Genomic DNA, 15,444 nt, shown 5'->3' with positions numbered 1-15,444 from the left:
CGTCGGGGCCTCGGTCCTTCGCCCCCGTGGACCCGCTCGTCCTGCTGGCACGCCCGACGCTCAGCATGACGACCGGGAAGCCGCGACAGGTGGTCAGGGGCTCGTCGGTGCCGCGCGCGCCGGGACAGGTCGTGGCCGGCCGGATGCACGCGCGCTCGGGTGGCTACGGTCCGGGGTGGGGTTTCGACCCAACTTGGTGAAGGAGCACGTGCGGCGGGCGGGAACGCGGTAGCTTCCGAATCCCCCGTTCCGGCTGGTTTTCGCCGAAGCGGGGCGGCGGCCCCCATGTCGCACTCCCCCGCCCACGCATCCGCTTGGTGGGTAGTCTCCGCGCGTTCATGACACGTATGGCCAGAAGGGCATCCTGTGACCTATCCGCCCCCGTACGCCTACCCGCCCCCGCCCGTTCCGCGTGGGCGGCGCTGGTGGCAGCACCCCGGTGTGATCATTCCGCTCCTGGTCGTGCTGCCCCCGATCGGGATCGCCCTCATCTGGACGAGCCTCTGGAGGACGGCACCGAAGGTCATCGTCACCGTGGTGGCCGGAGCGTGGATGATCTCCCCCTTCCTGGCCGACGCGCCGCCGAAGAAGATCGAGGCCGACGCCAAGCCGAAGGCGCCCGTGGCGGCGTCGGTGGCACCGTCCTCCTCGCCGAGCCCGACACCCTCCGTGCCGCCGAACCTGGTGGGGCAGATCCTCAAGGACGCCCAGATCGCGGCCACGACGGCCGGCTTCGACTCGGTCTCGCACGACGCCGGCCCCGGCGACGCGGTCCAGGTGGCCGACGGCAACTGGAAAATATGCTTCCAGACCCTGAAGGACCAGCCGGCCGGCAAGCGGCCGACCCTCGACTTCGGCGTGACCCGGACCGAGTGGCCCTGCCCGGCCAAGGACGGCGACCCCATTCCCCATCCGAAGATGCCGAAGGTGGTCGGTCAGGAATTCGCCGCGGCGAAGACGACCCTGAATCCGTTGGGGCTCCAGCGCGTCGAGCCGCGGAGCGCGTACACCGACGTCACCGTGCCCGGAAATCCGGACAGGTGGACGGTCTGCTTCCAGGACCCGGAGGAGGGCAAGGAACTCCAGACCCCGAAGACCACGACCGCGTACCTCTCGCTCACCGCGCCGGGCACCTCCTGCCCGGGCGCCCGGAACACCAAGCTGCACCCCGACCCGACTCCGCCGCCGGCCCGCGACGATGACGACGACGAGGGCGAGGCCAACACCGGCGGGTCGTCGTCCACGGGCGGGTCGTCGTCCGGTTCCGGCGGCTCGTCGTCGGGCGGGTCCTCGACGGGCGGGTCCTCCACCGGTGGTGGCGGCACGTCCTCGACCGGGGGGTCGGCCACCGGTGGGGGCGGCAGCGTCTCGTACAAGAACTGCACGGCCGTCCGCGCGGCCGGAGCCGCTCCCATCCGCCGCGGTGACCCCGGCTACGCCCGCCACCTGGACCGCGACGGCGACGGCGTCGGCTGCGAGTAGCCCCGCAGCACCCCGAGGAGGGGCCGGGACCGCCGGAGGTGTGAAAGACGACCGGCGGCCCCGGCGCCCGGCGCTTGGTGGGCAGACTGGGGTGGGCGCGACTCGGCGCCCCCGGTGGAGGGAATCGGATGGCGAACGGGTGGCTGCCGCCTGCGGAGTACGTACAGACCATTGCTCGGGCGACCAGCTACGCCTGTCTCTACTTCACCGATGTCGCCGGGCGGCCGGTGCAGTTGCGGGCGGTGCACGCGTACGAGGAGTGGCAGTGGCCGGGCGGGAACATGGATCCCGGTGAGACCCCGTGGCAGTGCGCGGTGCGGGAATGCCTGGAGGAGACCGGGATCGTCTTCGACGGGCCGCCGCGGCTGATCGGGTCGCACTTCATCGGGCACCAGGGCGAGGCGTGGCCGGCGAACCACATCGGCTTCGTCTTCGACGGGGGCACGCTCACGGACGAGCAGATCGCCGCGATCGTCCTGGATCCGACGGAGCACCAGGAGGTGGGGGTGCGTTCCGTCGAGGAGTGGGAGGGGTTGATGACCCCGGTGAACTTCAGGCGGCTGAGGGCGGTCGACGCGGCCCGCCGGGAGGGGCGCGTGGCGTACATGGAGACTCCCTGACGGCGGGTGTGATGTCAGTGGAATATGACTGCATAGGCCTGACCTGGCGGGACTGACACGAGTAGACTGCGGCGCTTTTCGTTTCCGCACCATCGATGTCGTTGACCGGGGGGTCTCACCGTGTTCCAGCCCAGGAGTGTTGCCATAGTCGGCGCCGTGGGGGCCGTCGTCCTGTTGCTCACCGGGTGCGAGGACAGCGCGCCCAAGAAGGGGACGGACGCCAAGCCGGCCGCCGCGCCGTCCTCCGGCGCCCCGGCCTCGCCCAGCGCGTCCGCGGCGCCGGTCATGCCGGCCGTCGTCGGGCTGAAGTTCGCCGCCGCCGCGACGGACGTGCGGAAGGTCATCACCAAGAAGGTCGAGGCGCGCGCCGCGTACGCCAACGTCACGCTGCCCGCGGACCGTTCGCAGTGGGACGTCTGCTTCCAGACCCCGGCCGCCGGCGCCGAGGTGACGGCCGGCAGCGCCGCCGAGCTGTCGATCGTCGCGCCCGGTACGCCGTGCCCGGACAAGGCCGGCGCGACCCTGCGCCCTTCCAAGGCCCCGACGACGGCCGCACCCAAGCCGACCCCGACCCCGACCAAGCCCAAGGCCACCTCCGGCACCGGGGGGACCACGGGCGGATCCGGCACCGGGGCGACCACGGGCGGCACGACCGGTGGGAGCGGCGGCGGCAGCACCTACTACAAGAACTGCGACGCCGCGAAGGCCGCCGGGGCGGCGCCCATCCGGCGCGGCCAGCCCGGGTACCGCGACGCCCTCGACCGGGACAAGGACGGCATCGCCTGCGACAAGTAGGCGACCGGGGGGCGGGCGGCCCATCAGGCCCGTCGGGCCCGGGCCGGCCGGTCCGGGCCCGACGGTCCGGGCCGGCCGGTCCGGGCCGGCCGGTCCCGCGACGAAGGCGACGGCCGCCGACGAAAGGCGACTCAGGCCGACCGGCGGCGCCACCCGCCGTCGGTATTCGGCCGGCCGCCCCCCACCCCCTCGCCGAGGTCGCCGACGGGGCGGCAGAATCGGCCCTTCGGTACGGCGTCGAGGGGGCGGCCATGGCAGTGGAGACGAGTGCGGGCACCGTGGTTCCGGGGCTGGAGGGGGTCCCGCTGCTCGGGTCGCTCCTCGACCTGACCTCGGACTCGCTCGGAACCTACCAGCGGGCCCGCGAGCGGCACGGTGACGTCGTACGGATCACCGCCGGCCCGCCGGGGCTGCGCGCCGAGCTGTACTGCGTGTTCTCCGCCGAGGGCGCCCAGCAGGTGCTGGCCACGGAATCGGCCAACTTCCGCAAGGACAACGCCTTCTACCAGGAGGTCCGGGACTCCTTCGGCAACGGTCTGCTGACCAGCCAGGACGAGGATTACCTGCGCCAGCGCCGGCTGGTGCAACCCCTGTTCACCCGCAAGCGGGTCGACGGGTACGCCGGCGCCGTCGTGGCCGAGACCGAGGCGACCGTCGCCGGCTGGGCCGGGGCCCCGGACGGGATCGTCGACGTCCGCGACGAGATGACGCACCTGGCCCTGCGGGCGGTGTCCCGGATCCTGTTCGGCACCGACGCGGACGCCACGGTCGACGTCGTCGACCGATGTTTTCCGGTCATCACGCAGTACGTGCTGCGCCGCGGCTACTCCCCCGTGAAGACCCCGCGGTCCTGGCCCACCCCGGGCAACCGGCGGGCGGCCGCCGCGCTGGAGGAGCTGTACGCGGTCTGCGACCGGATCGTCTCCGAGCGGCGCGGTGCGGCGCCGGCGTCGGACGGCGACCGGGGCGAGGACCTGCTGACGCTGCTGGCCGAGGCCCACAGCGCGGACGACGGCGCCTTCGACGCCGCCGAGCTGCGCGACCAGGTACTGATCTTCCTGCTGGCCGGCCACGAGACGACCGCCACCTCCCTGGCCTTCGCCCTGCACCTGCTCGGCAGGCACCCGGAGGAACAGGCCCGGGCCCGCGAGGAGATCGCCCGCGTCCTGGGCGACCGTACGCCGGAGGCCGCCGACCTCGATCGGCTCCCCTACCTCACCCAGGTGTTGAAGGAGGCGATGCGGCTGTACCCGGCGGCGCCGGTGATCGGCCGCAAGTCGGTCGCGGCCACCGAGGTCTGCGGGCACACCATCCCGGCCGGCTCCGACGTGATCCTCGCGTCGTGGGTGACGCACCGCCACCCGCGCTACTGGCCGGACCCGGAGCGTTTCGACCCCGAACGGTTCGCGCCGGGGGCGGAGGCCGAACGGCCGCGCTACGCCTGGTTCCCCTTCGGGGGCGGCCCGCGCGCCTGCATCGGGCAGCACTTCTCGATGCTGGAGTCCGTGATAGCGCTGACGGTGATCCTGCGCGCCTACGAGTTCGAGGCCGTGGACACCGAGATTCCGGTGAGCGCCGGGATCACCCTGGAGACGCGTGGTCCCGCGCGCTGCCGGATCCGCCGCGTGACCGGGTGATCCCGCGGCGGCGCCCCCGCACGGGCGACCCCGTACGCGCGTGCGGAGACGGACGTCAGCGGTAGTCGTCCGGGTGGCCCTGCATCCAGGTGTTGATCTTGTCGCGGGTGGCGATCAGGGTCGTCTGGTTCTTCTTCAGGTTCTCGAAGCTCCGGTCGCCGCCGAGCTGCTTGTCGAGCTTCGCGATCAGGTTGATCGGCTCGGGGAAGTGTCCCGGCCCCTTGGGGTCGGCCTTCATGGCGCGGTCCATGCGGTGCAGCTCGTCGTGGACCCGGCCGAGGAAGTACGCGCAGTTGCCGGGCGTGCAGGAGTCGTTCAGCGTGGCCTGGAGGCCGGCGAAGGCGTCGCGTACGAGGGACACGGGCTCCTCGCCGGGCGTGCCGCTCGGGGCCCCGGCGGCGGGGACCGAGGGCGAGGGGGCCTTCGTCGGAGCCGTCGAGGAACCGCCGGCGGAGGCCGGGGGCGAAGAGGGCGCGGAGGGCGCGGCGGACGGCGGGGCGGAGGCGGGCGCGGACGGGGAAGCGGAAGCCGACGCCTTCGCGTCGTCGTCACCGGCCCCACAGGAGACGGTCAACGCCGCCAAGGTCAAGGTCATGAGCGTGGCGGCGGCACCCCGCGCGGTCGAACCGAACATCGTTTTCCCCCAGTGTCTGTGGTCAGCAGACGGACCCTACCCACCGGGCTCCTCCCGGACGGCGGTCGGGGTGTGGTTGCCCTGGAGTCGGGCCAGGTCGGAGGGCCGGACCTGGATCACGAACAGCGCGATGACCGCGCCGACCAGGGTGAAGAGCGCCGCCACGACGAAGGCGGCGCTGACGCCGGAAGTGAGGACCTGGTCGCCCCACGGATCGGGGAGCCGGCCCGTGCGCAGGAAGGCCGCCTTCTGACCGGAGTCGGCGACGCTCATGAAGGCCGGGACCTGGCTGCGGGCCTCGTTGCGGCCGGCCGTGCCGAAGACGGTGACCAGGATCGACAGGCCGAGCGAGCCGCCCACCTGCTGCATCGCGTTGAGCAGTCCGGAGGCCGCGCCCGACTCCCGGTCGGGGACGTTGGACAGCGCCATCAGCGTCAGGGAGACGAACTGCAGGCCCATGCCGGTGGCGAAGATCAGCATCGGGCCGAGGACGCTGCCCAGGTACGTGGAGTGGATGTCGGTCCGCGTGAGCCAGGCCAGTCCGGCCGCGCAGCACAGAGCGCCGGTGACCATGAAGGGTTTGGGTCCGAACTTGGGCAGCAACTGGGACGCGGTGGCCGCCGCCAGCGCGATCATGACGCTGATGGGGAGGAACGCGAGGCCGGCGCGCAGGGGGCTGAAGCCGAGCACGTTCTGCACGAACAGGGTCAGGAAGAAGAACATGCCGAAGATCGCGCAGGCGAGGAAGAGCATGATCCCGTAGGTGCCGGCCCGGTTGCGGTCCGCGAACATGTGCAGGGGCGTGATGGGTTGCGGCGAGCGGCTCTCGTTGAGGACGAACAGGAGCAGCAGGACCACGGCCGCCCCGAACGACCCGAGGGTGATCGGGTCGCGCCAGCCGTCCTGGGAGGCGCGGATGAACCCGTAGACGAGGGCGACCATGCCGAGGGTGGACAGCAGGGCGCCGGCGATGTCGAAGTGTCCGGGGTGACGTGCGGATTCGCGGATGACCTTCGGGGTGGCGAGGGCGATCAGCAGGGCGATCGGGACGTTCACGAACAGGACCCAGCGCCAGTCGAGCCATTCGACGAGGACGCCGCCCGCGAGCAGGCCGATGGCGCCGCCGCCGGCCGACACGGCGGCGAACACGCCGAAGGCCCGGTTGCGTTGGGGGCCCTCGCGGAACGTGGTGGTGATCAGGGCGAGGGCGGTGGGCGAGGCGATGGCGCCGCCGACGCCCTGCAGGGCCCGGGCCGCCATCAACTGCCCGGCGTTCTGGGCGAATCCGCCGAGGAGTGAGGCGAGGCCGAAGAGGATCACGCCGAAGACGAAGACGCGCCGCCGGCCGAGGATGTCGCCGACCCGGCCGCCGAGCAGGAGCAGCCCGCCGAAGGTGAGGGTGTAGGCGTTGACGACCCACGAGAGGCTTTCGGTGGAGAAGTCGAGCGCCGTCTGGATGTGCGGCAGCGCGATGTTCACGATGGTGATGTCGAGAACGACCATGAGCTGGCAGGAGGCGATGACGAGTAGCGCCGGCCCGTGTCCGCTCCCCCGGACCGTGTCGGCGGCCCCGTTGCTGATCCGCTGTGCGTTCGGGTCCACCTAGTCGACGCTATGCCCGGTGCGCGGGGGTCACCACTCGAATGGCCCAACGCTCGGACGGCCCACATCGCTCCCCTTCATGTCATGTGATATTTCACATGACACACTGGCTCGCATGGACGTTTTCCTCAGGCTCTCCGCCGACACGGCCCGCTTCGGCCACGGCGCCCCGCACGCCTTCTCCTTCGGCGACGACGGCCGCCTCCTCTGGTTCCTCCGCTCGGGCGGCCCCACCGACCCGCTCGCCGGCCTGTGGGTCCTCGACACCACCACCGGCGCCGAGACGCTCCTCGCCGACCCCCGCGCCCTGTCCCCCGAGCCGGGTGAACTCCCCGTCGCGGAGCGCCGGTTGCGCGAGCGGACCCGGCTCGTGGCCGCCGGAATCGGCTCGTACGCCCTGTCCGGGGACGGCCGTCGCGCCGTGTTCCCGCTGTACGGGCGGTTGTACGCGGTCACCTGCGACGGGGTCGGCGGCCCCGAGGAACTCCCGGTCGCCGGGCCCGCCCTGGACCCGCGCCCCAACGCCGACGGCTCGCGCACCGCGTACGTCGCCGACGACGCCCTCCACCTCGTCCCCGGTGGCCGGATCAGCCCGGACGACGGGGCCCGCTGGGGCTTGGCCGAGTTCGCCGCCGCCGAGGAACTCGGGCGCGCCCGCGGGCACTGGTGGGCCCCCGACGGGCTGCGCCTGCTCGCCGCCCGGGTCGACGAGAGCGCCCTGCCGCGGCGCTGGTTCGCCGACCCGGCCCAACCGCAGCTCCCGGCCGAGGACTTCGCCTACCCCGAGGCGGGCGGGCCCAACGCCGGGGTCGAGCTGTGGGTGCTCGGGGCAGGGCGCCCCGTACGGCTCGCCTGGGACGCGCGGGCCTTCCCGTACCTGTCCGACGCGGCCTGGGAAGCGGACGGCGAGATCCTGCTGACCGTCCAGGACCGGCTCCAGCGGACCGTGCTGCTGCTCGGTGCCGACCCGGCCACCGGCCTGACCCGGGAGCTGTCGCGCACCACGCACCCCCGGTGGGTGGACCCGCTGCCCGGCACCCCGGCCCGGCTCCCCGACGGGCGGATGCTGACCGCCGCCGACACCCCCGGCGGGGCCGCGCGCGGACTCGCCGTCGACGGCGCACCACTGACCGGCGACGGGATCCAGATCCGCGGCGTGGCCGGGATCCACCGGGGCCGGCTGCTGATCGAGGCCGGCCTGCGCGACCCCTCCGAACAGCAGGTGCTCCTGCTGGACCCCGACACCGGGGAGACGACGGCACTCGCCGACGGCCCCGGCGTGCACGGCGCGCTCGCCGCGGCCGGCGCCCTGCTGCTGACCTCCGCCGACGCCGACGGGATACGGCGCACCCTGCACACCGCCGACGGCCGCCGGCTCAGCCCCGCCGACCTGTCCGCGCCGCTGCCGTACCGGGTGGCCCCCGTACTGGAACGGGTCACCGAGCACGGGATCCCCACCGCGCTGGTCCTGCCCCGCGACCACGTCCCGGGCCGCCGACTGCCCGTACTGGTCGACGCGTACGGCGGCCCCGGCTACCAGGACATCAGCGCCGAGCCGGTCCGCTGGCAGGCCAAACAGTGGTGGGCCGACCATGGCTTCGCCGTCGTCACCGTCGACAACCGGGGCACCCCGTACGTCTCGCCCGCCTTCACGCACGCCGTGTACCGGGGCTTCTCCGACGTCACCCTGGAGGACCAGGCCGCGGCCCTGACGGCCCTCGGCGCACGACACCCGGACCTGGACCTCGACCGGGTCGGCGTCCGTGGCTGGTCCTACGGCGGCTACCTGGCCGCCCTCGCGGTGCTCCGCCGCCCGGACCTGTACCACGCGGCCGCCGCCGGGGCCGCCCCGACGGACTTCCGTCACTACGACACCGCCTACACAGAGCGGTACCTGGGCCTGCCCGACGAACACCCGAAGGTGTACGAGCGGGACTCGCTGATCGGGGACGCCCCGGGGCTCAGCCGACCGCTCCACCTGACCACGGGCCTGGCCGACGACAACGTCCACCCCTCGCACACCCTGCGCCTGTCGCGCGCCCTCACCGACGCGGGCCGCCCCCACCAGCTCCTCGCGCTGCCCGGCGTCACCCACATGACCCCGGGCGGCACCCGGGAGAAGGTGATGGCGCAGCAACTGGCCTTCTTCCGGCGCGAACTGGCGTAGCGGCCGAGCCCCCCGACCCCGTTCGGCGGGCACGACGAGGGCCCCGGGGACGTCATCGTCCCCGGGGCCCCGCGTCTTCCCGTGATCCCCGTCAGTCACCCGGGAAGTGACAGGCCACCTCCCGCGAGGCGGCGGGCCGCAGCAACGGCCGCTCGGTACGGCACAGTTCCCGCGCCTTGGGGCAGCGCGGGTGGAAGGTGCAGCCCGGCGGCGGGGCGGCGGGGCTCGGCGGGTCGCCGAGCAGCACGATCCGCTCGCGCCGCCGCTCCGCCGCCGGGTCGGGCAACGGCACGGCGGACAACAGGGCTCGGGTGTACGGGTGTTGGGGGTCTTCGTACAGCGACTTCTTGTCACCGATCTCGACGATCCGGCCGAGGTACATGACGGCGACCCGGTCGCTGACCCGCTTGACCACGGACAGGTCGTGCGCGATGAACACGTAGGCCAGGCCCAGTTCGGTGCGCAGTCGCTCCATCAGGTTGACGATCTGCGCCTGTACGGAGACGTCGAGGGCGGAGACCGGCTCGTCCGCGATGAGCAGACGCGGGCTGGTGGCCAACGAGCGCGCGATGCCGATCCGTTGGGCCTGACCGCCGGAGAACTCGTGCGGGTAGCGGTCGATGTGCTCGGGGAGGAGCCCGACCAGCTCCATCAGTTCGGCCGCCCGGCGGCGGGCGTCCGCCGCGCCGCGACCCTGCACCAGCAACGGATCGGAGATGATCCGGGCCACGGTCTGGCGGGGGTTGAGGGACGAGTGCGGGTCCTGGAACACCATCTGGATGTTCCTGCGGACCGGCCGCAGGGCGCCCTGGGACAGCCGGCTGATGTCGCGACCGTCGAAGGTGACGGTGCCGGAGGTGGGTTCGAGCAGCCGGACCAGCATCCGGCCGGTGGTGGACTTCCCGCAGCCCGACTCCCCGACGAGGCCCAGCGTGCCACCGGCCTCCAGGTCGAAGGAGACTCCGTCGACGGCCCGTACGGGCGCCCCGCGCCGGCCGGTCACCGACCGTTTGCCGGGGAAGGTCATCGTCAGGTCGCGTACGGACAGCAGCGGGCCCGTCGATCCGGTGGCGCGCGGCGCGGGGGCGGGGCTCATCGGACGACCTCCGGGACGGCGGCGGGGCCGCTGTGGTGGCAGGCGCTCGCCCGCGCCGGGCCGGCGTACGGGCCGAGTTCGGGGCGGCGCGTCGCGCACAGGGCGCGTTCGGTGTCGGTGCCGGCGGCGGCCCGCGGGCAGCGCGGGGCGAACGCGCAGCCCGGGGTCCGCAGCAGCAGGGAGGGCGGGGAGCCGGGGATGGCGCGCAGGGGCGCGTCGTCGGCGTCGTCGAGGCGGGGCAGCGAGTCGAGGAGCCCGCGCGTGTAGGGGTGGGCCGGGTCGGCGAACAGGGCGTCGACCGGCGCCTGTTCGACGGCCCGACCGCCGTACATGACCAGTACCTCGTGGGCGACCCGGGCGACGACGCCCAGGTCATGGGTGATCATCACGACGCCGAGGCCGTGTTCCTGCTGGAGCCGGGCGATCAGCTCCAGGATCTGGGCCTGCACGGTGACGTCGAGGGCGGTCGTCGGCTCGTCGGCGATCAGCAGTTCGGGTTCGCAGGCCAACGCCATCGCGATCATCGCGCGCTGGCGCATGCCGCCGGAGAACTGGTGCGGGTACTCCCCGGCCCGGCGGGCGGGTTCGGGGATGCCGACCTCGCCGAGCATGTCGACGGCCCGTTTGCGGGCGGCGGCGCGGCCCGCCCGGAAGTGCACCCGGAAGTGCTCGGCGATCTGCTCGCCGACCGTGTAGTAGGGGTGCAGGCTGGACAGCGGGTCCTGGAAGATCATGGCGATGCGGCGCCCGCGCAGCTTCGACAGCCGTTTCTCCGGCAGGCCCGTCAGCTCCTGTCCTGCCAGCGCGATGGAGCCGGTGACCTCGGCGCCCCGGTGCAGGCCCATGACGGCGAGGGAGGTGACGGACTTGCCGGAACCGGACTCGCCGACGATGCCGAGGGTGCGCCCGGCCTCGACGGTGAAGCCGAGCGAGTCGACGGCCCGTACGGTGCCGCGCGGGGTGGTGAACGTGACGCTGAGGTCGCGCACTTCGAGGAGCGCAGCGGCGGTCATCAGTACCTCACCCTCGGATCGATGACGGCGTACAGGAGGTCGACGGCGAGGTTGGCGACGACGATGAAGAAGGCGGCGAGCAGGGTGACGCCGAGGACGACCGGCTGGTCGGAGCTGACCAGCGCGCCGTAGAACAGCCGCCCGATGCCGGGCAGTCCGAAGATGGATTCGGTGATCACGGCGCCTGCGAGGAGGCCGCCGAGGTCCATGCCGAAGAGGGTCAGGATCGGGGTCATGCCGGCGCGCAGCCCGTGTTTGACGACGACGGTCCGTTCGGGCATGCCCTTGGCGCGGGCGGTGCGGATGTACGGCTCGGCCATCGCCTCGATCATCGAGCCGCGGCTCTGGCGGGCGTACATCGCGGCGTAGAGGAGGGCGAGGGCCGTCCAGGGCAGCAGCAGGTTGGACGCCCAGCCGAGCGGGTCGTCGGTGAGGGCCCGGTAGGTGGGGTAGGGCAGGAGTCCGCCGATGCGGATGACTCCGTAGATGAGCAGGACGGAGGTGAAGTAGACGGGCAGGGAGGCGGCGGCGACGGCGCCGACCATCAGGGCCTTGTCGGTCGCCGTGTCCTTGCGCAGGGCGGCGGTGACGCCGGCGCCGAGGCCGAGGACGAGCCACAGCACGGCGGCGCCGAAGGCGAGGGAGGCGGAGACGGGGAGCCGGTCCATCAGGAGGTCCCACACGGGCAGCGAGCTCTCGTACGAGTAGCCGAGGCAGGGGAAGTCGCAGGCGACGGCGTACTGGCCGGTGCCGAGGGTGCGGCCGGTGAAGATCCCGGTGAGGAAGTCGGCGAACTGCTTCCACAGGGGCTGGTCGAGGCCCAGGTGGACGCGTACGTCGGCCAGCCGCTCGGCGCTGCACGTCTTGCCGCAGGCCGCGGCGGCCGGGTCGGAGGGCAGCACGTAGAAGATGAGGAAGGTGACGGCGGCGATGGCGAGCAGGACACCGGTCAGCGCGAGCAGCCGGCGGGCGAGGTAGAGGATCACGTGCGGCCGCCCCTCGGGTCGAGGATGTCGCGCAGGGCGTCTCCGAGCAGGGTGAAGGCGAGCACCGCGAGGAAGAGGAAGACGCTGGGGATGACGAAGTACATGGGGTCGGTCTCGTAGAAGGCGACGGACTCGGCGATCATCTGGCCCCAGGACGGGGTCGGCGGGCGCACGCCCACGCCGAGGTAGCTGAGCGCCGCCTCGGTGCTGATCATGCCGGGGATGAGCAGGGTGGTGTAGGCGATGACGGGGCCGGCGACACCGGGGAGGATGTCGCGGGTCAGGATCCGCCAGGAGCTCGCGCCGCCGACGCGGGATGCGTCGACGTACTCGCGGTGCTTGAGGGAGAGGGTCTGGCCGCGGACGACGCGGGCGATGCCGGGCCAGCCGAAGACGCCGATGACGGCGGTCATGAGGACGATCCGGTTGACGTCCTTCGCGACGGACAGCAGCGCGATCATGAAGATCAGGGACGGGAAGGACATCGTCAGGTCCATGAGGCGGGACAGGACGGCGTCGGTGCGGCCGCCGAAGTAGCCGGCGGCAACGCCCGCGGCGGTTCCGGTGACGACGACGATCGCGGTGGCGGCGAAGGCTATGAGGAGGGAGACCTGGGCGCCGTGGACGACGCGGGCGAACAGGTCGCGGCCGGTGACGGGTTCGACGCCGAGCCAGTGCTCGGGGCTGATCCCGCCGAAGGAGCCCAGCGGCAGTCCGCCGAGGTAGGGGTCGACGGCGGCCTTGTCGAACTCCTCGGGCGACCAGCCGCCGAGCGCGGCCAGCCAGGGCGCGGTGACGGCCATCAGGACGAAGAGCAGGACGACGCAGAGGCTGACGCGGACGGCGGTTCGACGGCGCAGTTCCCGCCGGGCGAGCTGCCAGGGGCTGCTGCCCGCGGGGACGTCCCGAGCCGGGGCGGCGGCCTCGGCCGGGGCGGCGCCGGGGGACGGGGCGGCGTCCGGGGCGGGGGCGCCGTCCTGGCCGGCGGGTCCCCGGCCGGCGGCGCCCGGTGTGGTGGTGGTCATGGTGTCGGAGGCCTCCGGGCCCTCAGCCCTGGCTCTTCGACGGGTCCTTGAGGCCGACGGTGGCGTAGTCGATGGTGCCGGTCCACACCGGGTGGCCGTAGGCGCCGGCGATGTTCGGGCCGACGAGGAGCGGCTTGCGCTCCAGCAGGACCGGGACGGCCGGGGACTTCTTCATGATCTCGGCGTCGAGGTCGATCCAGGCCTGGTTGGCCTGCTTGGCGTCGGCCATGGCGTTGATCTCGTCGATCCGCTTGATGGTGGCCTCGTCGCGGAACTGGCTGTTGTTGCCCTGGTTGCCCTTGTCCTTGATGGTGCGTCCGTCGAAGACGAAGGGGATCCAGGTGGAGCCGGAGGGGTAGTCGGGGCACCAGCCGCTGAGGGACATGTCGGGGGTGGTGGAGAGGTCACCGATGACGTCGTAGTAGGCGCCCGGGTCGATGGTGTCGATGACGACCTCGATGCCGGCGCGGGACAGGCCCTGCTGAATGGCCTCCGCCTTGCCCTTGTCGCCGGTGGAGACGGCGAGGGAGACCTTCAGGCTCTCCTTGCCGGCGGCCTTCAGGAGTTCCTTGGCCCGGGCCGGGTCGCCCGCGGCGGGGATCTTCAGGGTGTCGGCCTGCTTGCCGCCGGAGAGGGCCGGGGGCAGGTAGGCGGTGGCGACCTCGTTGAGGGCCGGGCCGCCACCCGCGGTGACGACGGCCTCCTTGTCGACGGCGTACTGCAGGGCCTCGCGGACCTTCGGGTCGTCGAACGGGGCGCGCGAGTTGTTCAGGTGGAGCATCTCGGTGCACCCCTGGGACTCGGCGAGCAGCCGCGCCTTGACGTCGGGCTTGGGCAGCACCTTGGGTGCGCTCTCGGGCCGCATGTCGGAGTACTGGACGGCGGAGGCGTCGGCCCCCTCACCCGCGATGATGCGGTCGTCGATCTGGCCGCCCTTGAGTCCCATGACCACGACGAACCTGTCGGGGTAGGCCTTGCGGACGGTGTCCGTCCTGGGGTCCCAGTGCTCGTTGCGGACGAGGACGAGCTTCTTGTCCCGGTCGTACGTGTCGATCCGGTACGGGCCGGAGGAGAACGGGCGGGCGTCGTACTGGGTGCCCTTCTCCTGGGACTGCGGGACCGGAGCGAAGGTGGGCAGCGTGGCGGTCGCGGAGAACTCCGCGACGGGGCGCTTGAGTTCGAAGACGATCGTGCGGTCGTCCGGGGTCTTCACCGAGTCGAGGTGCTTGCCCTGGAGGGGGCCCTTGTAGCCCTCGGTGCCGGCCAGGTACTGGGCGGCGTAGTCGGGGCCGCCGGTGAGGTCGGGGGCGAAGGAGCGCTCGACGTTGTACTTGATGTCCTGGGCCTTGATCGGCGAGCCGTCCTCGTACTTGACGCCTTCCTTGAGGGTGAAGGTCCAGGTGCGGCCGCCGTTGGACGGGGTGCCGAGGTCGGTGGCGAGGTCGGGGACCAGCTCGCTGCCCGCCTTGCCGGGCTCGGCCTTGAAGGTGACGAGCGTGCGGTAGAGGAGGCGGGTGCCGAAGTCCATGGCCGGCATGACCCAGTTGCGGGCGGGGTCCAGGTGGGCGAAGTCCTGGTTGGACAGGACGGTCAGGGTGCCGCCCTTGACGGGGGCGCCGCCCAGGGTCTTGCCGTCGTTGGCGGCGGCGGGGTTCGCGGCGGAGGGTGCGGCGCCGGCGCCCTTCTTGGGATCGGAGCAGCCCGAGGCACCGAGTGCGAGAGCGGCCACCACGGTGGTGGCGAGGGCGAGTTGGGTGCGCTTGGTCATGGGTCACTCCAGTGAAGGGCCGCGCTTTAGGATGTGACCGGTAACATAGTAATGTGAAATTGTACTGACAAGGGGTCTGCCGCCCTGTTATCCAGCCGTGTCCAAATCCGCGCCCTGGGGCGGGAGTTGCGGGCTCGGCGGCTACGCGGCGCCCGACATGCGGCGCCAGACGGCGTGTTCCATGCCGGCGGGCTCGTGGCCGAGGAGCGCGGCGGCCTCCTCGTAGGCGGTGCGCAGTTGCTCGTACGGAAGGTTCGGGACTCCGGCGTGCGCGGCGAAGGTCCGCAGGTGCACGTCCACGGCGACCTGGGAGCGGCCCACCAGGTTGCCGAGGTAGTCGACGGTCTTGGGCCCGACGCCCTTCACTCCCCCATGTGTGTCCAGCCGCCGGGCGCGGCGAACGGGCCGTCGCCGAGGGTGTTTTGGACGTGGGTGGCGAGCAGTCGAGCGGCGGCGGGAGCGGTCATGGGGCCCATGATGCCGTCCGGTCCGGCCGCCCGGTGGAGAAGCGCGGAACCGGTCGCGGCGACCCGTCGGTGGCGGCCCGGCGGGGAGGTCCCCGCCGGGGGGCCCCCCCCCCCCGGCGGGGGGGGGCCCCCGGGGGGGGGGCCGGGGCCGG

Annotated in this window: 13 protein-coding genes; 5 read left to right on the top strand and 8 right to left on the bottom strand. The window is 72.8% G+C overall.

The genetic code is table 11. The features are described from left to right. Positions 1 to 441: 441 nt before the first annotated feature. The 4 genes from AB0D46_RS30625 to AB0D46_RS30610 all read left to right on the top strand — a co-directional run bounded on the left by AB0D46_RS30625 (position 442) and on the right by AB0D46_RS30610 (position 4,534). A complete protein-coding gene (locus tag AB0D46_RS30625; RefSeq protein ID WP_362882286.1) occupies positions 442 to 1,482 on the top strand; it encodes an excalibur calcium-binding domain-containing protein in 1,041 nt (346 codons plus the stop codon). Between the two features lie 128 nt (positions 1,483 to 1,610). Further along, positions 1,611 to 2,102, top strand: a complete 492-nt coding sequence (locus tag AB0D46_RS30620; protein WP_362882284.1) for an NUDIX hydrolase — start codon at positions 1,611 to 1,613, stop codon at positions 2,100 to 2,102. A gap of 156 nt (positions 2,103 to 2,258) precedes the next feature. Beyond that, entirely contained in the window at positions 2,259 to 2,897 is a 639-nt protein-coding gene (locus AB0D46_RS30615) for an excalibur calcium-binding domain-containing protein (protein ID WP_362882283.1), read from the top strand. A gap of 251 nt (positions 2,898 to 3,148) precedes the next feature. Then, the gene (locus AB0D46_RS30610) at positions 3,149 to 4,534 is read left to right on the top strand and encodes a cytochrome P450 (RefSeq protein ID WP_362882281.1); all 1,386 of its coding nucleotides are present in this window, start codon (positions 3,149 to 3,151) and stop codon (positions 4,532 to 4,534) included. Between the two features lie 55 nt (positions 4,535 to 4,589). Here AB0D46_RS30610 and AB0D46_RS30605 read toward each other — a convergent pair whose 3' ends face one another. Both AB0D46_RS30605 and AB0D46_RS30600 read right to left on the bottom strand, forming a co-directional pair. Then, positions 4,590 to 5,129, bottom strand: coding sequence for a hypothetical protein (locus tag AB0D46_RS30605; RefSeq protein WP_362882279.1), 540 nt, complete (start codon positions 5,127 to 5,129; stop codon positions 4,590 to 4,592). Between the two features lie 75 nt (positions 5,130 to 5,204). After that, complete coding sequence (locus AB0D46_RS30600) at positions 5,205 to 6,749, bottom strand: MFS transporter (protein WP_362882334.1); 1,545 nt, start codon at positions 6,747 to 6,749, stop codon at positions 5,205 to 5,207. A gap of 136 nt (positions 6,750 to 6,885) precedes the next feature. Between AB0D46_RS30600 and AB0D46_RS30595 the strand changes: the two genes are divergently transcribed. Beyond that, positions 6,886 to 8,937, top strand: coding sequence for a prolyl oligopeptidase family serine peptidase (locus AB0D46_RS30595; RefSeq protein WP_362882277.1), 2,052 nt, complete (start codon positions 6,886 to 6,888; stop codon positions 8,935 to 8,937). A 91-nt stretch (positions 8,938 to 9,028) separates the two neighbouring features. Here AB0D46_RS30595 and AB0D46_RS30590 read toward each other — a convergent pair whose 3' ends face one another. The 6 genes from AB0D46_RS30590 to AB0D46_RS30565 all read right to left on the bottom strand — a co-directional run bounded on the left by AB0D46_RS30590 (position 9,029) and on the right by AB0D46_RS30565 (position 15,191). Continuing rightward, the gene (locus AB0D46_RS30590; protein ID WP_362882276.1) at positions 9,029 to 10,033 is read right to left on the bottom strand and encodes an oligopeptide/dipeptide ABC transporter ATP-binding protein; all 1,005 of its coding nucleotides are present in this window, start codon (positions 10,031 to 10,033) and stop codon (positions 9,029 to 9,031) included. After that, on the bottom strand, positions 10,030 to 11,046 hold the full coding sequence (locus AB0D46_RS30585) for an ABC transporter ATP-binding protein (protein WP_362882274.1): 1,017 nt from the start codon (positions 11,044 to 11,046) through the stop codon (positions 10,030 to 10,032). Before AB0D46_RS30585 ends, AB0D46_RS30590 begins: the two co-directional genes overlap by 4 nt. Beyond that, positions 11,046 to 12,032, bottom strand: a complete 987-nt coding sequence (locus tag AB0D46_RS30580) for an ABC transporter permease (protein WP_362882272.1) — start codon at positions 12,030 to 12,032, stop codon at positions 11,046 to 11,048. The genes AB0D46_RS30585 and AB0D46_RS30580 overlap by 1 nt, the downstream gene beginning before the upstream one ends. After that, complete coding sequence (locus AB0D46_RS30575) at positions 12,029 to 13,057, bottom strand: ABC transporter permease (protein WP_362882270.1); 1,029 nt, start codon at positions 13,055 to 13,057, stop codon at positions 12,029 to 12,031. Before AB0D46_RS30575 ends, AB0D46_RS30580 begins: the two co-directional genes overlap by 4 nt. Before the next feature lie 22 nt (positions 13,058 to 13,079). Beyond that, positions 13,080 to 14,825: an ABC transporter substrate-binding protein gene (locus tag AB0D46_RS30570; RefSeq protein ID WP_362882269.1), complete on the bottom strand. Its 1,746-nt coding sequence runs from the start codon at positions 14,823 to 14,825 to the stop codon at positions 13,080 to 13,082. 141 nt (positions 14,826 to 14,966) lie between these two features. Then, on the bottom strand, positions 14,967 to 15,191 hold the full coding sequence (locus AB0D46_RS30565) for a hypothetical protein (RefSeq protein WP_362882267.1): 225 nt from the start codon (positions 15,189 to 15,191) through the stop codon (positions 14,967 to 14,969). Positions 15,192 to 15,444: the final 253 nt, after the last annotated feature.

The sequence above is a fragment of the Streptomyces sp. NPDC048383 genome, from assembly GCF_040651775.1.
GTDB lineage: Bacteria > Actinomycetota > Actinomycetes > Streptomycetales > Streptomycetaceae > Streptomyces.
This window is presented reverse-complemented; position numbering and strand designations above follow the sequence as displayed.